Origin of the sequence: Streptomyces sp. NPDC050703 (genome assembly GCF_040654435.1) — a bacterium.
Classification (GTDB): Bacteria; Actinomycetota; Actinomycetes; order Streptomycetales; family Streptomycetaceae; genus Streptomyces.
Window position 1 is genome coordinate 210,492 of sequence record NZ_JBFAHX010000005.1, and the last position, 16,642, is coordinate 227,133.

At 71.2% G+C, this 16,642-nt stretch carries 19 protein-coding genes; 15 read left to right on the forward strand and 4 right to left on the reverse strand.

The features are described 5' to 3' along the window. Positions 1-16 precede the first annotated feature (16 nt). Entirely contained in the window at positions 17-253 is a 237-nt protein-coding gene (gene rpmB, locus AB0I16_RS07100) for a 50S ribosomal protein L28 (RefSeq protein WP_363248281.1), read from the reverse strand. A gap of 71 nt (positions 254-324) precedes the next feature. Between rpmB and rpmG the strand changes: the two genes are divergently transcribed. The 5 genes from rpmG (at position 325) to AB0I16_RS07125 (ending at position 2,601) form a co-directional block, all read left to right on the forward strand. Continuing rightward, complete coding sequence (gene rpmG / locus AB0I16_RS07105) at positions 325-489, forward strand: 50S ribosomal protein L33 (protein ID WP_363248282.1); 165 nt, start codon at positions 325-327, stop codon at positions 487-489. 5 nt (positions 490-494) lie between these two features. Continuing rightward, entirely contained in the window at positions 495-740 is a 246-nt protein-coding gene (locus AB0I16_RS07110; protein ID WP_363248283.1) for a type B 50S ribosomal protein L31, read from the forward strand. A gap of 8 nt (positions 741-748) precedes the next feature. Next, a complete protein-coding gene (locus AB0I16_RS07115) occupies positions 749-1,879 on the forward strand; it encodes a GTP-binding protein (protein WP_363248284.1) in 1,131 nt (376 codons plus the stop codon). Between the two features lie 2 nt (positions 1,880-1,881). Beyond that, positions 1,882-2,121 (forward strand): 30S ribosomal protein S18, encoded by a 240-nt coding sequence (rpsR, locus tag AB0I16_RS07120; protein ID WP_363248285.1) that lies wholly within the window; start codon positions 1,882-1,884, stop codon positions 2,119-2,121. Between the two features lie 240 nt (positions 2,122-2,361). Continuing rightward, a complete protein-coding gene (locus AB0I16_RS07125; RefSeq protein WP_198503329.1) occupies positions 2,362-2,601 on the forward strand; it encodes a DUF397 domain-containing protein in 240 nt (79 codons plus the stop codon). A 109-nt stretch (positions 2,602-2,710) separates the two neighbouring features. Here AB0I16_RS07125 and AB0I16_RS07130 read toward each other — a convergent pair whose 3' ends face one another. Then, complete coding sequence (locus AB0I16_RS07130) at positions 2,711-3,196, reverse strand: ATP-binding protein (RefSeq protein ID WP_363248286.1); 486 nt, start codon at positions 3,194-3,196, stop codon at positions 2,711-2,713. A 301-nt stretch (positions 3,197-3,497) separates the two neighbouring features. On the opposite strand from AB0I16_RS07130, the gene AB0I16_RS07135 reads away from it, so the two are divergent. The 6 genes from AB0I16_RS07135 to AB0I16_RS07160 all read left to right on the forward strand — a co-directional run bounded on the left by AB0I16_RS07135 (position 3,498) and on the right by AB0I16_RS07160 (position 9,104). Then, positions 3,498-4,361, forward strand: coding sequence for a helix-turn-helix transcriptional regulator (locus AB0I16_RS07135; RefSeq protein ID WP_363248287.1), 864 nt, complete (start codon positions 3,498-3,500; stop codon positions 4,359-4,361). 79 nt (positions 4,362-4,440) lie between these two features. After that, a complete protein-coding gene (locus tag AB0I16_RS07140) occupies positions 4,441-5,898 on the forward strand; it encodes an aldehyde dehydrogenase family protein (protein ID WP_363248288.1) in 1,458 nt (485 codons plus the stop codon). 180 nt (positions 5,899-6,078) lie between these two features. Beyond that, positions 6,079-6,627 carry a DinB family protein gene (locus AB0I16_RS07145; protein WP_363248289.1) on the forward strand — a complete coding sequence of 183 codons (549 nt, stop codon included), beginning with the start codon at positions 6,079-6,081 and terminating at the stop codon, positions 6,625-6,627. A 96-nt stretch (positions 6,628-6,723) separates the two neighbouring features. Beyond that, positions 6,724-7,377 carry a PadR family transcriptional regulator gene (locus AB0I16_RS07150; protein WP_363248290.1) on the forward strand — a complete coding sequence of 218 codons (654 nt, stop codon included), beginning with the start codon at positions 6,724-6,726 and terminating at the stop codon, positions 7,375-7,377. Positions 7,378-7,460: 83 nt separating this feature from the next. Next, a complete protein-coding gene (locus AB0I16_RS07155) occupies positions 7,461-8,219 on the forward strand; it encodes a MerR family transcriptional regulator (protein ID WP_363248291.1) in 759 nt (252 codons plus the stop codon). 192 nt (positions 8,220-8,411) lie between these two features. Then, positions 8,412-9,104: a VTT domain-containing protein gene (locus AB0I16_RS07160; RefSeq protein WP_363248292.1), complete on the forward strand. Its 693-nt coding sequence runs from the start codon at positions 8,412-8,414 to the stop codon at positions 9,102-9,104. A 39-nt stretch (positions 9,105-9,143) separates the two neighbouring features. On the opposite strand, the gene AB0I16_RS07165 is transcribed toward AB0I16_RS07160, so the two are convergent. After that, on the reverse strand, positions 9,144-10,814 hold the full coding sequence (locus AB0I16_RS07165) for a threonine/serine exporter family protein (RefSeq protein WP_363248293.1): 1,671 nt from the start codon (positions 10,812-10,814) through the stop codon (positions 9,144-9,146). Between the two features lie 120 nt (positions 10,815-10,934). Next, positions 10,935-11,426, reverse strand: coding sequence for an inorganic diphosphatase (locus AB0I16_RS07170; protein WP_030785786.1), 492 nt, complete (start codon positions 11,424-11,426; stop codon positions 10,935-10,937). 133 nt (positions 11,427-11,559) lie between these two features. On the opposite strand from AB0I16_RS07170, the gene dacB reads away from it, so the two are divergent. The 4 genes from dacB to hpt all read left to right on the forward strand — a co-directional run bounded on the left by dacB (position 11,560) and on the right by hpt (position 16,473). Continuing rightward, complete coding sequence (gene dacB / locus AB0I16_RS07175; RefSeq protein ID WP_363248294.1) at positions 11,560-13,092, forward strand: D-alanyl-D-alanine carboxypeptidase/D-alanyl-D-alanine-endopeptidase; 1,533 nt, start codon at positions 11,560-11,562, stop codon at positions 13,090-13,092. Positions 13,093-13,419: 327 nt separating this feature from the next. Continuing rightward, entirely contained in the window at positions 13,420-14,550 is a 1,131-nt protein-coding gene (locus tag AB0I16_RS07180) for a zinc-dependent metalloprotease (protein WP_363248295.1), read from the forward strand. A 238-nt stretch (positions 14,551-14,788) separates the two neighbouring features. Further along, the gene (gene tilS, locus AB0I16_RS07185; RefSeq protein ID WP_363248296.1) at positions 14,789-15,859 is read left to right on the forward strand and encodes a tRNA lysidine(34) synthetase TilS; all 1,071 of its coding nucleotides are present in this window, start codon (positions 14,789-14,791) and stop codon (positions 15,857-15,859) included. Between the two features lie 53 nt (positions 15,860-15,912). Next, the gene (gene hpt, locus AB0I16_RS07190) at positions 15,913-16,473 is read left to right on the forward strand and encodes a hypoxanthine phosphoribosyltransferase (protein ID WP_062771551.1); all 561 of its coding nucleotides are present in this window, start codon (positions 15,913-15,915) and stop codon (positions 16,471-16,473) included. Positions 16,474-16,642 lie beyond the last annotated feature (169 nt).

A 16,642-nucleotide genomic window follows, 5' to 3' on the forward strand; every position in this document is an offset into this window, starting at 1 on the left:
GTCTTCCCGGTCCTTCTCAGACCTTCACGCCACGGGCACGGATTCTGGCGACCGCGGCCTCGATGCCGATGCGGTCGACCGTCTTGATCCCCTGCGCGGAGAGCCGCAGCCGCACGTACCGGCCCTCGCTCGGCAGCCAGTACCGCTTGCGCTGGACGTTGGGGTCGAAGCGGCGGGGGGACCGCCGGTGGGAGTGGGAGATCCGGTTGCCGAAGCCGGGCCCGGTCCCGGTGAGCTGGCAGTGGGCGGACATGGTGACGCACCTCTCGGTCGTGACGGTGGACCCGCTATTGAAAACGGGAGTCGTTTTCATATACTAGCCACATGCCCCGCAACGAACTCCGCCCCGTCATCAAGCTCCGGTCCACGGCCGGAACGGGCTACACGTATGTGACCCGCAAGAACCGCCGCAACGACCCCGACCGCCTCACGCTGCGCAAGTACGACCCGAAAGCCGGACGCCACGTCGACTTCCGAGAGGAGCGCTGACCGCCATGCGCAAGGACATCCACCCGCCCTACGGCCCCGTCGTCTTCCGCGACAAGGCCGCGGGCTACGCCTTCCTCACCCGCTCCACCGCGACCAGCGACAGGACGGTCGAGTGGGAGGACGGGCGCACGTACCCCGTCATCGACGTCGAGGTCTCGTCCGCGAGCCACCCCTTCTACACGGGCAACGCGCGCGTGCTGGACACCGCGGGCCGCGTCGAGCGCTTCGAGCGGCGCTTCGGCAAGCGCTGATGGGCCACATGGACGTCGTGATCGTCGGCGGCCTCCACGCGGACGCCCGCGCGGAGGCCGTCGGCCGCCTCCTCGCCGCCGCTCCGGGCGCGGTGGCCCTGCACCACGACCTGTCGACCGCCGTGCGGGGCACCGTCGTGCGCACCGTGCGCGACGCCACGGGCGTGCTCTCCACCGGCGAGACCCCGCTCGTCGACGACTGCGCCTGCTGCGCGCTCCGCGAGGACCTCGTGCCCGAGCTGCGGCGCCTCGCCGACGCGGGGCCGACCCGCCTCGCCGTCGTCGAGCTGTGGGACTCGGTCGAGCCCAAGGCCATGGCCGAGGTGATCGCCGCGCACGCCGGTGACGGCATCGCGCTCAGCGGCGTGATCACCGCTGTGGACCCGGCGCTGCTCCTGCCCTGCCTGGGCAACGGCGACGACCTCGTGGACGCCGGGCTCGCCGCCGCCCCCGCCGACCGGCGCACGGTCGCCGACACCTGGGCGCGCCAGCTCGAATACGCGCCCGTCCTCGCGGTCGCCGCCTCCGCCGAGGCCGACGACGAGGACCGCGCGCTGCTCGCGCAGCTCCACCCGACCGCCCGGCAGGTCGTCATCGGCGAGGGCGACCTCCTCGCCGCCGCGCTGGCGGGCTTCGACGTCGAGGCCGCCGCCGCGGCGCAGCACCCCGCCTGCGCGCTGCTGCCGGCGGAGGCCGACGCGTGCGGGGTCTCCACCCTCGTATGGCACAGGGAGCGGCCGTTCCACCCGGAGCGGCTGTATCAGGCCCTTGAGGACCTGACCTGTGCGGCGGCGCGCAGCCGGGGGCGGTTCTGGCTGGCCGACCGTCCGGACACCCTGCTCGGCTGGGACGCCGCGGGCGGCGCGCTCTGCGTCGAGAGCGCCGGGCCGTGGCTGGCGTCGCTGCCGGACGCGGCGTGGGAGCTCGTCCCGCCGGTGCGCCGCGCCGCCGCCGCGCTCGACTGGCACCCGGAGCACGGCGACCGCTGCAACCACCTGGTCTTCACCTCGCCCGGCCTGGACCGCGAGGGGCTGGAAGAGGTCCTTGAGGCGTGTCTGCTGACCGACGAGGAGTACGCCGCCGGGCGCGACGCCTGGAAGCACCTGCCGCCCGCCTTCGACACCCTCCTGGAGGTCTGACCGTGTCGCCCCGCAAGTCCGCCGCCCGCCCGCAGAAGCCGCGCCCCAACCCCCTGGACGACGCCGGCGTCACGTACATCGACTACAAGGACACCGATCTGCTCAGGAAGTTCCTCTCCGACCGGGGGAAGATCCGCTCCCGCCGGGTCACAAGCGTGACCGTGCGGCAGCAGCGGCGGATCGCCGCGGCCGTCAAGAACGCCCGGGAGATGGCCCTGCTGCCCTACGGCACCACCCGCTGACCCCAATACCGCCTCTCGCGCGCACCGCGTCGTCGTTTTCCGCCTCTCGTGCGGAACACAAACGGCGCGGTGCGCGTCTTTTCATAGAGGCGTGCGCCTCGGCGTGGCCTGTAACCAAGGCAACACCCCGCGTGCACGTGCATCTGCCCATGCATCTGCATGTGAACACAGCTATGATCCCGGACAGTTGACTACTGCATCTAGAGGCCATACAGCCACAGCACCACCGGGGAGCGATCTGTGCACCACGCATTCAATGGCATGGCGGCCACGGAGCTTCACGGGGTGGTCTGGCAGAAGAGCAGGCACAGCAACTCACAGGGCTCCTGCGTGGAGTTCGCGAAGCTGCCCGGCGGCGATGTCGCGGTGCGGAATTCACGCTTCCCCGACGGCCCCGCGCTCGTCTACACGCGCGCCGAGATAGAGGCGATGCTGCTCGGCATGAAGGACGGGGAGTTCGACCACCTGGTCGGCGGCTGACCCTCTGAACGATGGCCGGGAAACGGCAAGCGGGCCCCGCCGGGAATCGGCGGCCCTCCGACCGGCGAGCGACGACCGTTGACCGGCGGCCGGGCGCGGCCCGGTGGCCTCAGCCCAGGCGGAAGAGGGCCCAGACCACCTTGCCGCGCGTCGCGCCGGCCAGCGGATGCCAGCCCCAGCCGTCGCTGAAGGACTCCACGAGGAACAGGCCGCGCCCGGACTCCGCCGAGAAGTCGTCGTCGGTGTCGCGCGCGACCGGGCTCTCGTCGCTGGGGTCGCGCACCGCGCACACCAGACGGGACGCCCAGCGCATCAGGTGCAGCCGCACGGAGGGGTCCTGGCGCTCGGGGGCGTCGGCCGGCAGGGCGTGCCGCAGCGCGTTGGTGACGAGTTCGGAGACGACGAGGGCCACGTCGTCGAAGCGTTCGTCCAGTTCCCACTGCCCGAGCGTCGTACGGGTGAACTTCCGCGCACAGCCCACCGCTTCATAGCGGGCGGGGAGGGCGACGGACGCCGTATCGGAGACCGCAGAGGGGTCGAGTGGGGGAAGCCCCTGCCTTAACGGCTCGAGCATGGTCGATCCATTCGTCCCCATGCGAGGCACTCCCCGGTTTCGCGGTCATAGCGATGGAGCGGTGGCGCGGTCGGTCGCCGATGGTGCGGTCGGTACAGCGGTGGCGCGCGGACCATGGTTCCGAATGCGCAGGGCAGATGCAAGGGCAGATGCACGTGCACGCGCCGGACTTGATGGCTCACGTGCCTCTTCTGCCCATTTCTCCTGTCGACTTCTTGTGGAGAGCTTTCGCGAGCTTTCCGTTTCTGTAATCGAACGTGTACGGGGTGGTGCGTTTAATGGCAGACTGCAGGCTTCCAGTCGATGGGGAGGATTGAGCGAAGTGACCGCAGGGGAGTCGAGCGGCTCGGTGGTACGGCGCATCCTGCTGGGCTCACAGCTGAGGCGCCTGAGGGAGTCCCGCGGCATCACCCGCGAAGCGGCCGGTTACTCGATCCGCGCATCCGAATCGAAGATCAGCCGCATGGAGTTGGGACGGGTGAGCTTCAAGTCCAGGGACGTCGAAGATCTGCTGACGCTGTACGGCGTCACCGACGAGACCGAGCGCGGCGCACTCCTCTCGCTCGCCAAAGAGGCCAACCTCACCGGCTGGTGGCACAGTTACTCCGACGTCCTGCCCGGCTGGTTCCAGACGTACATCGGCCTGGAGGGCGCGGCCTCGCTCATCCGCGTCTACGAGGTCCAGTTCGTCAACGGCCTGCTCCAGACCGAGGCGTACGCGCACGCGGTCGTCAAGCGCGGCATGAAGGGCGCGAGCAAGGCGGAGATCGACCGCCGCGTCGCCCTGCGCCTGGAGCGGCAGAAGCTGCTGGCCTCCGAGCGCGCGCCGCACTTCCACTGCGTCCTCGACGAGGCGGCCCTGCGCCGCCCGTACGGCGACCGCGAGGTGATGCGCGGCCAGATACAGCACCTCATCGAGGTGTCCGAGCGGTCCAACGTCACCCTCCAGGTGATGCCGTTCAGCTTCGGCGGCCACGCCGGCGAGAGCGGCGCGTTCACCATGCTGAGCTTCCCGGAGTCCGACCTCTCCGACGTCGTGTACGTGGAGCAGCTCACCGGCGCGCTCTACCTCGACAAGGCCGAGGAGGTCGCCCAGTACGAGCGGGTGGCCGCACAGCTCCACAAGGACAGCCCGGGGCCGGCGGACAGCCGCGATCTGCTGCGCGGTCTTCTCCAACTCACCTGACGCGCAACTACGATGACGTAACCTCAGGGGTCAGGTTTCGTCTGCTTTCCGTCTGCTGCCGCGGCAAGGGGTCCGTCTCATGTCCTTCTTCTCTGACCTGGCTCACCAGTACATCGACGGGGAGTGGAAGGCCGGCTCGGGCTCCTGGGACATCATCGACTTCAATCCGTACGACGGGGAGAAGCTGGCGTCCATCACCGTCGCCACCGCCGACGAGGTCGACCAGGCATACCGCGCGGCCGAGCGCGCCCAGCGGGCGTGGGCCGAGACCAACGCCTACGCCAGGCGCGGCGTCTTCGAGCGCGCCCTGCGCGTCGTCGAGGAGCGCGAGGAGGAGATCACCGGGGCGATCATCGCCGAGCTGGGCGGCACCCGGCTCAAGGCGGCCTTCGAGCTCCACCTCACCAAGGAGTTCCTGCGCGAGGCCATCCACCTCTCCCTGCGCCCCGAAGGCCGCATCCTGCCCTCGCCCGAGGACGGCAAGGAGAACCGCCTCTACCGCACGCCGGTGGGCGTCGTGGGCGTCATCAGCCCCTTCAACTTCCCGCTGCTCCTCTCGGTCAAGACCGTCGCCCCCGCGCTCGCCCTCGGCAACGCCGTGGTGCTCAAGCCGCACCAGAGCGCCCCGGTCACCGGCGGCAGCCTGGTCGCCAAGATCTTCGAGGAAGCGGGGCTGCCCGCCGGCCTGCTCAACGTCGTGATCACGGACATAGCCGAGATCGGTGACGCCCTCATCGAGCACCCGGTGCCGAGCGTCATCTCCTTCACCGGCTCCGACCGCGTGGGCCGCCACGTCGCCACGGTCTGCGCCTCGCACTTCAAGCGCTCGGTCCTTGAGCTGGGCGGCAACAGCGCCCTGATCGTCCTGGACGACGCCGACATCGACTACGCCGTGGACGCGGCCGTCTTCAGCCGCTTCGTCCACCAGGGCCAGGTGTGCATGGCCGCCAACCGCATCCTCGTGGACCGGTCGGTGCGGACGGAGTTCACCGAGAAGTTCGTCGCCAAGGTCGCCTCGCTCAAGGTCGGCGACCCGGCCGACCCCGCAACGCACATCGGCCCGCTCATCAACGCCTCGCAGGCGGAGGCCGTCTCCTCCGTCGTCGAGCAGGCCGTCGCCGCGGGCGCCGAGGCCCTGCTGCGCGGCACCGCCGAGGGCAACCTGATCGCGCCGTCGGTGCTGACGGGGCTGCCGGCCGACTCCCCGGTCCTCCGGCAGGAGATATTCGGCCCCGTCGCCCTGCTCGTGCCCTTCGACGGCGAGGACGAGGCGGTGCGGATCGCCAACGACACCCCGTACGGACTGAGCGGCGCGGTGCACACCGCCGACGTCGAGCGCGGCGTGCGGGTCGCCAAGCGCGTCAGGACCGGCATGATCCACGTCAACGACGGCACGGTGCACGACGAGCCGGTCGTGCCGTTCGGCGGCGAGAAGAACTCCGGTGTGGGCCGGCTGAACGGCGAGGCGACGGTGGACGCCTTCACCACCCAGAAGTGGATCTCGGTGCAGCACGGCCGCTCGCGCTTCCCCTTCTGACCCGCCGGGCTCCGGCGCCTTCTCTCCTGGCCCCCCCCGCTGGCCCTCGCTGCCCCTGCTGTCCCTGCTGCCCCTGCTGCCTTGCGGACAGGACCTGACCGCAAGGGTCCGTAGCTTGTGAGGTGTCGGAAGGCCCCCAGGGGCGGCCCGCGGAAGCGGGCAGGAGAGAGGCGGAAACCCATGGTCACCCACGTCAGCTCGGAAGCACGCGGCGACGAGCGCGGCGCTCTGATCGCCTTCGTCGAGGCCCAGCGCGGCGGCATCCGCCGGTCGGTGCTCGGGCTCACCGACGAGCAGGCGGCCCAGCGGCCGAGCGCGAGCGAACTCAGCCTCTCGGGCCTGGTCAAGCATGTGGCGGAGACGGAGCTGAACTGGCTGCGCATGGCCCAGCGCAAGCCCAACGAGAGGCAGCGCACCCAGGAGACCTGGGGCGAGAGCTTCCGCCTCGTGGAGGGCGAGACGCTCGCCGAGACCCTGGCCTTCTGGGACCGGGTCGCCGCCGAGACGGAGGAGTTCATCCGCGCGGTGCCGAGCCTGGACGACACGTTCCCGCTGCCCGAGGCGCCGTGGTTCCCGAAGGACGGCGTGGTGTCGATGCGCTGGCTGATGCTCCACCTGGTGGAGGAGATCGGCCGGCACGCCGGCCACGCCGACATCGTCCGCGAGTCCCTGGACGGCAGGACCGCCTTCGAGCTGGTGGCCCTGGAGCGCGGCGAATCCTGGGGCTGACACCGGTACGCCGTATCCCCGCGGAGCGGAATGCCCCGTACCCTAGTCAAAGTTGAGGACTGAGGTACGAGAGGTACGAGCGGAAGGGTGCGGTGCATGTCAGCGATCCGGCTACTGGTTCTCGGGGCCGTGCGCCAGCACGGCCGCGCCCACGGCTACCAGGTCCGCAACGACCTGGAGTACTGGGGCGCCCACGAGTGGTCCAACGCCAAGCCCGGCTCGATCTACCACGCGCTGAAGCAGCTGGCCAAGCAGGGCATGCTGCACGCCCACGAGATCGCCCCCTCCACGGCGGGCGGCCCGCCGCGCACCGAGTACGAGATGACGGAGCAGGGCACCGAGGAGTACCTCTCCCTGCTCCGTTCCGCCCTGACCACGTACGACCAGCGGCCGGACGTCCTCACCTCCGGGCTCGGCCTCATGGTGGACCTGCCGCGGGACGAGGTCGTGGCGCTGCTCAAGGAGCGGGTGCGGCGCATGGAGGAGTGGCGGGCCTCCGTGACGGGCTACTACACGCCCGAGGACGGCCCCGAACAGCTCGGCCACATCGGCGAGATCATGAACTACTGGGTGCACTCGGCCGACACGGGCGAGGCGTGGACCAGGGGCCTGATCGCCCGCATCGAGGGCGGCGCGTACACCTTCGCCGGTGAGGGCGACCCGTTCGTCGGGGTGCTCGCCGACGGGCAGGAGAACCCGTACGCGACGGGGGAGCGGCACGGGGACGAAGCCGGCGGCGACGGCCGGTAGCCGGTTCTCCCGGGCGCGGGCTTGCACCTCACGTGACGTGAGGACGCAGGCTGAGGCGCGTACCGAGAAGAGAGGCGGAGGCCATGGGCCACTCCGTGGGACAGGTCGCCGGTTTCGCCGGGGTGACGGTGCGCACGCTGCACCACTACGACGAGATCGGCCTGCTCACGCCCGGCGGGCGCAGCCGCGCGGGTCACCGGCGCTACAGCGACGCCGACCTGGACCGGCTGCAGCAGATCCTGTTCTACCGGCAGCTCGGCTTCCCCCTCGACCAGGTGGCGGCCCTCCTGGACGACCCGGACGCCGATCCGCGCGAGCACCTGCGGCGTCAGCACGAGCTGCTGACCGCGCGGATCGCCAGGCTCCAGGAGATGGCCGCCGCCGTCGAGACCGCCATGGAGGCGAAGAGGATGGGCATCGATCTCACACCGGAGGAGAAGTTCGAGGTCTTCGGGGACTTCGACCCCGAGCGGCACGCGGACGAGGCGGAGCGGCGCTGGGGCGGCACGGAGGCGTACCGCGAGGCGCGGCGCAGGACGGCCTCGTACACCAAGGACGACTGGAAGCGGATCAACGACGAGTTCGCCGCACTCCACGCGCGCGTGGGCGATCTGCTGGCCCAGGGGTTCGCGCCGGACTCCCCGGAGGCGATGGACGCCGCCGAGGAGCACCGCCGCTTCATCTCGGGCCACCACTACGCGTGCTCGTACGAGATGCACGCCGGCCTCGGCGAGATGTACGTGGGCGACGCGCGGTTCACGGCCTTCTACGAGGCCGTCAGGCCCGGCCTCGCGGCGTACCTGCGGGACGCGATCCTCGCGAACGCGGCCCGCAACGGCTGAGGAGAGCGCGGCGGCGGGTGCGAGACGGCGGGTTTGCCCGGCTTGTCCGGCGGCCGGGTCCGGAAAGGGACGGTGGAACCCGGCCGGGCCGCCCGGCGTTGATAACTTTGGGCGTCTGCACCCGCCGCCGCACCGCCGGGCGGTCGCAGCACCGCCGCCGCACCGCCCCCTCACCCACAGGAGCCCGGAACCGTGACGACGCTTGCGCTCGGACCAAGCTGGCTGGATCCGGATTACCTCCTGAACCAGTTCGGCCTCTGGGGCCTCCTGCTGATCGTCTTCGCCGAGTCGGGGCTGCTCATCGGCTTCTTCCTGCCCGGCGACTCGCTGCTGTTCACCACGGGCCTGCTGATCACGACGCACAAGCTGGACACCCCGCTGTGGCTGGCCTGCGTGCTGATCTGCCTCGCCGCGATCCTGGGCGACCAGGCGGGCTATCTCTTCGGCAAGAAGGTCGGCCCCGCGCTCTTCAACCGCCCGGACTCCAAGCTCTTCAAGCAGGAGAACGTGGTCAAGGCGCACGACTTCTTCGAGAAGTACGGCCCGAAGTCCCTGGTCCTCGCCCGCTTCGTGCCGATCGTGCGGACCTTCACGCCGATCATCGCCGGCGTCTCCGGCATGCGGTACCGCTCGTTCATCACGTTCAACATCATCGGCGGCATCCTGTGGGGCGCGGGCGTCACGCTGCTCGGCGCCTGGCTCGGCAACATCGAGTTCGTGCACAAGAACATCGAGGCGATCCTGATCCTGATCGTCCTCATCTCGGTGGTCCCGATCGCCATCGAGTTCCTGCGGGCCCGCGGCAAGTCCAAGAAGGCCGCGACGAGGGAGGGCGGCCCCCACGGCACCCCCCCGAGCCAGCGCGGCCGCCACGCGAAGCGGTAGCTCCGGGATTGCGCCCGTCCGGCGATCGGGGCCCGGGGGCTAGAAGCCCCTGGTCCGCTTCGCCGCACGGCGATTCGCCGCGGTGGCCGCCCCCGGCAGCTTGAGGATGAGCCGGGACACCTCGCTCCCGAGGTTCACGCCGATCGCGATCGCCAGGGCCGTGGCGACGGCCTTGGTGAGCGAGTTGATCCCGGTGTTGAGGTCGTTCTGGGCCAGGGCGAGCAGCCCGAAGTACGTGGCGCTACCGGGCAGCAGCGGCCCGATCGCCGCCGTGACGTACGGCAGTGACGACGCGAACCGGTAGCGCGAGAAGAGCTGCCCGAACAGCCCCACCAGGCCGGCGGCGATCGCCGTGGCCGCCACGGGCGACAGCGCGATGGGCGTCTGCGCGAGAGCGCCGTACATCACCCAGGCGATGCCGCCGTTGAGCGTCACGATCAGCACCGTGTTGCGCTCCTGCTGGAGCAGGATCGCGAAGGCGAGGCTCAGCGCCATCGACGCCAGGGTCTGGATGACGGGCCGCGACGACGTGACCCCGAACCTCGTCTCGGGTGTCAGGTTCGTCGCGTCCAGCATCACGCCGAGCGACAGCACCAGCAGCACGCCGCAGACGATGCCGACGATCAGGTACATGACCTCAAGAAGGCGTGCGGCCGCGGTGATGTAGTAGCCGGTGAGACCGTCCTGCACGCCCGCCACCAGGGCCCGCCCCGGGATCAGCGCGAAGAGCCCACCGGTGATGACGGCGGACGCCATGGTCGCCTCGGTGTGCGCGAAGCTCAGCGCGACGCCCAGCGCGGCGGGCGGCATCGCGGCCCCCACGAACTGGTAGAACTCCGGCAGCCCGCGCCCCGCGCAGAGCCAGGCGAGCCGGTCGCCGAGCATCGCGCCGACGGCCGCCACGAGGAACACCAGCGCGCCACCGCCGACGAGGACGGACGCGGAGCCCGCGAGCAGCCCGCTGGCCGCCGTGAGCGCCCATCCGGGGTAGGGGTGGCGGTTGCGCCGAATGCCGGCGAGCCGGCGGTACGCCTCTTCGAGGGAGACGTCGAGCTCCGGGTCGCTGATGTCGTCCACCAGGTGGAAGACGGCCGCGAGCCGGGTGTAGTCGGTGCCGCGCCGCCGAACCGTCCGTGAGGCCGTGACGGGGTCCTCGACGAGCGAGGGCTGGTGGGAGATCGACAGGAGCGTGAACGTGACGTTCGGCTCGCAGCGGTCGAGCCCGTAGGAACGGCAGACGGCGAACATGGCCGCCTCGACGTCCTCGGCGCCCTCACCGCCCGCGAGCAGCAGCTCGCCGATACGGAGCGTCAGGTCCAGGACGCGGGGGACGGCGGGCCCCGACTCGTCCTCCTGCTTCTGCGCGGCCTCGGGAGCGGGCCGCTCCGTCACCGGCATCCGCAGCATCGTGCGCATCTGGTCCTGCCAGGGCACTTCCTTGGTGAGCTTCACCAGGGGGATGCCGTGCGCGGGCGTGAAGGCCGGCGGGGCGTTGCGGGAGCTGTAGGTGTTCGGCGTCGTGAACGCCGACTTCTCGGTCTCCTGCGTCGTGGTCGACGGTGTCGCGAGACCGGTCGGTACGGCGAACTCCGACGTCGTCTGCGACTCCTCCTCGGCAGCCTCCTGCGCGAGCACTCCGCTCGGCGGGACGAACGCGCTGCGGGCTTCGTCCGACTGAGGCTTCCGGTCCTCGGCCTCATGCTCGGCCACTGATGCCCTCACTTCTCATACGACTCGTACGCACCTCCGTATGGCCAGTATGGGCACAGATACACGAACGGGCCGCGCGGCCCGGTGATCGGTCCGCGCGGCCCGTACCAGGCCGGAGGCTCAGTGGCCGCCCTGCGCCTCGAAGCGCTTGTACGACTTCTCGATCTCGGCCTCGGCGTCGGCGCGGCCGACCCAGTCGGCGCCCTCGACGGACTTGCCGGGCTCCAGGTCCTTGTAGACCTCGAAGAAGTGCTGGATCTCCAGGCGGTCGAACTCGGAGACGTGGTGGATGTCGCGCAGGTGCTCCACGCGCGGGTCCGAGGCCGGGACGCAGAGCAGCTTGTCGTCGCCGCCCGCCTCGTCGGTCATCCGGAACATGCCGATCGCGCGGCACTTGATGAGGCAGCCGGGGAAGGTCGGCTCGTCCAGGATGACCAGGGCGTCCAGCGGGTCACCGTCCTCGCCGAGGGTGTTCTCGACGAAGCCGTAGTCCGCGGGGTAGCTGGTCGACGTGAAGAGGCGACGGTCCAGACGGATCCGGCCGGTCTCGTGGTCCACCTCGTACTTGTTCCGCGAACCCTTCGGAATCTCGATGGTGACGTCGAACTCCACGGGTGGCTCCTCCATGATCAGCACATACTTCGGGTGGTTAAGTGTCCCTCACGCAGATGTGTGATCGCGAAAGGGGCTGGTCGTCGTGCCGGAGCTCAAGCCTTGGCGTCGGCCTCGACAGCTGCTGAGACAGTTGCCAAGGCCATCCGCCCTCAAGCTCCCCCGGATCTCGGGAAAACTCACGAACTGGCAGCTCACGGCGGGTGCCGCCACCCTCGGCCTGGTGATCTCGGCCGGAGCGGTGGCCGCGGCCGGCCCCTGGGACTCCTCCGGCCAGCGTACGGCGGAGCGTGTCAGGGCCGCTTCCCGGGATGCCGGGGGTGGCGCAGATCACGGTGGTCCGGGCGCCGGCCGGGTGCCGGAGACCGCCCCGAGCGCCCGGACGGTGCTCGCCGGCATCGGCGCGCCGGCGGGGACGGCGCCCGTGCCGACGGAGCGCGCCCTTGCCGACGTTCTCGATCCGCTGCTGCGGGACCGCGCGCTCGGCCCGGAGCGCGCGGCCGTGGTCGTCGACGCGGCCACCGGCAAGCGCGTCTACGGCAAGGACGCGGGCCGGGGCCTGACGCCCGCGTCGACCGTCAAGATCGCCACGGCGGTCGCCGCGCTGTCCGCGCTCGGCCCCGACCACCGCATCGCCACCAGGGCGGTCCTCGAACCCGGCGGGCAGGGGGACACGCCGGGCGTCGTCCTGGTCGGCGGCGGCGACCCCACGCTCACCGCCCGCGAGCACGGCCGGTACACCGACACGGCGGCGAGCCTGCGCCGCCTCGCCGAGGACACCGCCCGCGCGCTCAAGGCCCGGCACGTGGAGAAGGTGAAGCTGTCCTACGACACGTCCCTGTACACGGGCCCCGCGCAGCACCCGATCGGCCCCAACGAGAACATCACCCTCGTCAGCGCCCTGATGGCCGACGAGGGCCGCCTCGACGACTCCTCCAGCGGGCCCGCGCCGCGCTCGGGGGACCCGGCGGGCGACGCGACGGAGAAGTTCGCGGACTTCCTGGAGGACCACGGCATCAAGGCGGAGCGGACGGAGCAGTCGGAGCAGTCCGAGCGGACGGGGGCGAGGAAGGACTCGCGGCGGGCGAGGGCCTCCGAACGGTCGGAACCCCTCGCCAAGGTCGAGTCACCGCCCCTGTCGGCCCTGGTCGAGCGGATGCTGACCCACAGCGACAACGACATCGCCGAGGCCCTGGCCCGCCAGACCGCCGTGGCGGCCAAGGAGAAGGCGAGCTTCAAGGGCGCCGACAGGGCGGTGCGCGCCCGGCTCGCGAAGCTGGGGATGCCCCTCTCGGGTGCGGAGTTCGCCGACGGCAGCGGCCTCGACCGCGCCGGCCGCGTCTCGGCGGACCTCCTCGCCGCGCTCCTGGACAAGGCCACCGACCCGGCCCGCCCCGAACTGCGCTCCGCGGTGACGGGCCTGCCCGTCGCGGGCTTCACCGGCACGCTCGTCGACCGCTACCCCAAGGACTCCCCGGGCACGGGCGTGGTCCGCGCCAAGACCGGCACCCTCACGGGCGTGAACACCCTGGCGGGCACGGTGGTCGACGCGGACGGCCGCCTCCTGGTCTTCGCGTTCATGACCACCGGCACGACGGACCCCCAGGCGGCCCAGAAGACCCTGGACAAGATGGCCTCCACCCTGGCGAACTGCGGCTGCCGCTGACACCCCGCCCCCGAGGGAGCCGCCCCGAGGGAGCCGCCCCGAGGGAGCCGCCCCCGAGGGAGCCGCCCCGAAGGGGCGCTCCAAGGGGCGCGGGGAACGGCGCGACCAGCCACGACGGCGGCAGGGCCGGAACACGACGGTGGCACGGGCCGGCACACGACGGCGGCACGGGCCGGAACGCGCCGACAGCACGGAGACGCGAGAAAGCCAGGGGGGGGGCCGCGAAGCCCCTGAGGCCCACCCGGAGGGGGAGACCGGGCAGAGGTCGGGGAAAAGCCAGGGGTGCAAGCCCCTCCACCAGAGGGAGCGACCACGTACCGTTGACGCATGACGAGCATCGGTGGTGCGGAGATGGTCGACTGGAACCTCGCGGTGGCGACCGCGACCCGGCTCGTGAGGCCGGGCCCAGAAGTGAGCCGCGACGAGGCACGCGCCGTCGTCGCCGAGCTCCGTCGGCATGCCAAGTCCTCGGAGGAGCACGTCCGTTCCTTCACCGGCATGGGCGGGGAGGACACCCACGACACCCCGGTCCTCGTCGTCGACAGAGCGGGCTGGGTCCGGGCGAACGTCGCGGGTTTCCGGGAGCTCCTCAAGCCCCTCCTGGACAAGATGCAGGACAAGCGCTCGGGCACCCCCGGCGGAGCCGTGCTCGGCGCGGTCGGCGGCAAGGTGACGGGCGTCGAGCTCGGCATGCTGCTCTCCTTCCTCGCCTCCCGCGTCCTCGGGCAGTACGAGACCTTCGCCCCGGCCACCCGCGACCTCCCCGCGGGGGCGAACGGCGGCGGCAGGCTCCTCCTGGTCGCACCGAACATCGTGCACGTCGAGCGGGAGCTGGACGTGGACCCGCACGACTTCCGGCTCTGGGTCTGCCTCCACGAGGAGACGCACCGCACGCAGTTCACCGCCGTGCCCTGGCTGCGCGACCACCTGGAGGGCGAGATCCAGGGCTTCCTCGGCGAGACCGAGGTCGACCCGATGGCCGTCCTGGAGCGCGTCAGGGAGGCCGCCCAGACCTTCGTCGCCGGACGCGGCGAGGGCGAGGAGGACACGGACGGCGACGGTGGCCGCTCCATCGTGGAGCTGGTGCAGACCCCCGCCCAGCGCGAGATCCTCGGCCGCCTCACCGCGGTGATGTCCCTCCTGGAGGGCCACGCCGACTTCGTCATGGACGGCGTCGGGCCCGACGTGGTGCCCTCCGTCGCCGAGATCCGGGAGAAGTTCAAGGAGCGCAGGGCACGCGGCGCGAGCCGCCTCGACCAGGTGCTGCGCAAGCTTCTGGGCCTCGACGCGAAGCTGCGCCAGTACCGCGACGGCGAGCGCTTCGTGCGGGCGGTCGTGGAGGAGGTCGGCATGGAGGGCTTCAACCGCGTATGGACGTCACCGAACACGCTGCCCACCAAGGCGGAGATCGCGAAACCCGCGGAGTGGGTCGCGCGGGTGCACCGCAAGGCGGATTGAGGGACCGGTCTCGGCCGATGACAGGGGAACGCCCTCGCAATCACCCGTCCGAGGGACCGTGGGCGGTGGGTAGGCGTGCAATGCTCGGGGAACGGCTCGGCTCTGTCACCATCGACACACTCTGAGTGACCGAATGCTCGGGACTCCGCGGTCCGAACGCCGGATGCGGTCTCCGGAGTGGGTCCTTGAGCGATTGGTCCGAGGCACACCCCCCCGAACTTCACGAAGGGAACCGGACATGGGTCCCCATCCTGCGGTCGCGGCGATACGCCTGGCGGTCCGCCGCGTACTCCACGACGTACTGACCGACGTACAGCGCAGCTCCGAAACCGACCCCCCACCCCCGGCGCGCCCCGCGCACGCCCCCCACGGGCATGCCGCCCCCGAGCGGGCTCCCCAGCCGCTCGTGCTCGTCGCCTGCTCCGGCGGCGCCGACTCCATGGCGCTCGCCTCCGCCCTCGCCTTCGAGGCCCCCAAGCTCGGCGTCCGCGCCGGTGGCGTCACCGTCGACCACGGCCTGCAGTCCGGCTCCGACCAGCGCGCCACCGAGGTCGTCGCGCGCCTGACCGCCCTCGGCCTGACCCCGGTCGAATCCGTCGCCGTGGAGGTCGGCCGCGAGGGCGGCCCCGAAGCCGCCGCCCGCGACGCGCGCTACGCGGCCCTGGACGCCGCCGCCGAACGGCACTCGGCCGCCGCCGTCCTGCTCGGCCACACCCGCGACGACCAGGCCGAGACGGTCCTGCTCGGGCTCGCCCGCGGCTCCGGCATCCGCTCCCTGTCCGGAATGGCCGCGACCTCGGGGGTCGACGGCCGTTACCGCCGCCCGTTCCTGCACCTCGACCGCCAGACGGCCCGCAAGGCGTGCATGGTCCAGTCGCTGCCCGTCTGGGACGACCCGCACAACGCCGACCCCGCCTACACCCGCTCCCGGCTGCGCCACGAGGGCCTGCCCGCCCTGGAGAAGGCGCTCGGCAAGGGCGTCGTCGAAGCGCTCGCCCGTACGGCGCAGCTCTCCCGCGACGACGCCGACGCCCTCGACGCCTGGGCCGCCCAGGCCGAGTCCTCGGTCCGTGACGCCGCCGGCCTCCTGGAGTGCGCCAAGCTCTTCGCCCTGCCCCCCGCCGTGCGCCGCCGCATCGTGCGCCGGGCCGCGATCGACGCCGGTGCGCCGGCCGGTTCGCTGTTCGCCCGGCACATCGAGGAGGTCGACCGCCTCATCACCGGCTGGCGCGGTCAGGGGGCCATCAATCTCCCGGGCAAAGTCGTGGCTCAGCGCCAGGGTGGCAGACTGGTGATCCGGCAAGGCTGACGAGGACCGTGCGCACTGCGGGACCGCGTCGGCCGGTGTGACGACCGAAAGTGATGCGGGTGGACGCGAAAGACATGGGCACCGACCTCAAGTCGGTGCTCATCACCAAGGAAGAGATCGACGCGAAGCTGGCCGAGCTGGCCGCGAAGGTCGACGCGGAGTACGCGGGCAAGGACCTGCTGATCGTCGGTGTCCTCAAGGGCGCGGTGATGGTCATGGCGGACCTGGCGCGTGCGCTGTCCACCCCGGTCACGATGGACTGGATGGCCGTCTCGTCGTACGGCGCGGGCACGCAGTCCTCCGGTGTCGTCCGGATTCTCAAGGACCTGGACACCGACATCAAGGGCCGGCACGTCCTGATCGTCGAGGACATCATCGACTCCGGTCTGACGCTGTCCTGGCTGCTGTCCAACCTCGGCTCCCGCGAGCCCGCCTCCCTGGAGGTGTGCACGCTGCTGCGCAAGCCCGAGGCGGCGAAGGTCGCGATCGACGTGAAGTGGATCGGTTTCGACATCCCCAACGAGTTCGTGGTGGGCTATGGCCTGGACTTCGCGGAGAAGTACCGGAACCTTCCCTTCGTCGGGACGCTCGCCCCGCACGTCTACGGCGGCTGACCGACGGGGGACCGAGCGCGGCGGCGGGAACCCTCACCGGTTTCCCGGCGTTGGACCATGCGAAGGCAGTATTGCCAGCCCTCCCGTGCGGCTTCGGGTCACAATGCTGGGGTACCGTCCGAAGAACAGTCTTTATCAAACTCACTATGGCAGGAGGGACGGGGCGTCA

What these genes read in the sequence shown, in the direction of transcription:
- AB0I16_RS07115 (WP_363248284.1), top strand. Translation starts at nt 749, where the DNA reads ATGGACGTCGTGATCGTCGGCGGCCTCCACGCGGACGCCCGCGCGGAG.
- rpmG (WP_363248282.1), top strand. Translation starts at nt 325, where the DNA reads ATGCCCCGCAACGAACTCCGCCCCGTCATCAAGCTCCGGTCCACGGCC.
- AB0I16_RS07180 (WP_363248295.1), top strand. Translation starts at nt 13,420, where the DNA reads ATGACGAGCATCGGTGGTGCGGAGATGGTCGACTGGAACCTCGCGGTG.
- AB0I16_RS07150 (WP_363248290.1), top strand. Translation starts at nt 6,724, where the DNA reads ATGTCAGCGATCCGGCTACTGGTTCTCGGGGCCGTGCGCCAGCACGGC.
- rpmB (WP_363248281.1), bottom strand. Translation starts at nt 253, where the DNA reads ATGTCCGCCCACTGCCAGCTCACCGGGACCGGGCCCGGCTTCGGCAAC.
- hpt (WP_062771551.1), top strand. Translation starts at nt 15,913, where the DNA reads ATGCGGGTGGACGCGAAAGACATGGGCACCGACCTCAAGTCGGTGCTC.
- tilS (WP_363248296.1), top strand. Translation starts at nt 14,789, where the DNA reads ATGGGTCCCCATCCTGCGGTCGCGGCGATACGCCTGGCGGTCCGCCGC.
- AB0I16_RS07130 (WP_363248286.1), bottom strand. Translation starts at nt 3,196, where the DNA reads ATGGGGACGAATGGATCGACCATGCTCGAGCCGTTAAGGCAGGGGCTT.
- AB0I16_RS07140 (WP_363248288.1), top strand. Translation starts at nt 4,441, where the DNA reads ATGTCCTTCTTCTCTGACCTGGCTCACCAGTACATCGACGGGGAGTGG.
- AB0I16_RS07145 (WP_363248289.1), top strand. Translation starts at nt 6,079, where the DNA reads ATGGTCACCCACGTCAGCTCGGAAGCACGCGGCGACGAGCGCGGCGCT.
- AB0I16_RS07155 (WP_363248291.1), top strand. Translation starts at nt 7,461, where the DNA reads ATGGGCCACTCCGTGGGACAGGTCGCCGGTTTCGCCGGGGTGACGGTG.
- AB0I16_RS07110 (WP_363248283.1), top strand. Translation starts at nt 495, where the DNA reads ATGCGCAAGGACATCCACCCGCCCTACGGCCCCGTCGTCTTCCGCGAC.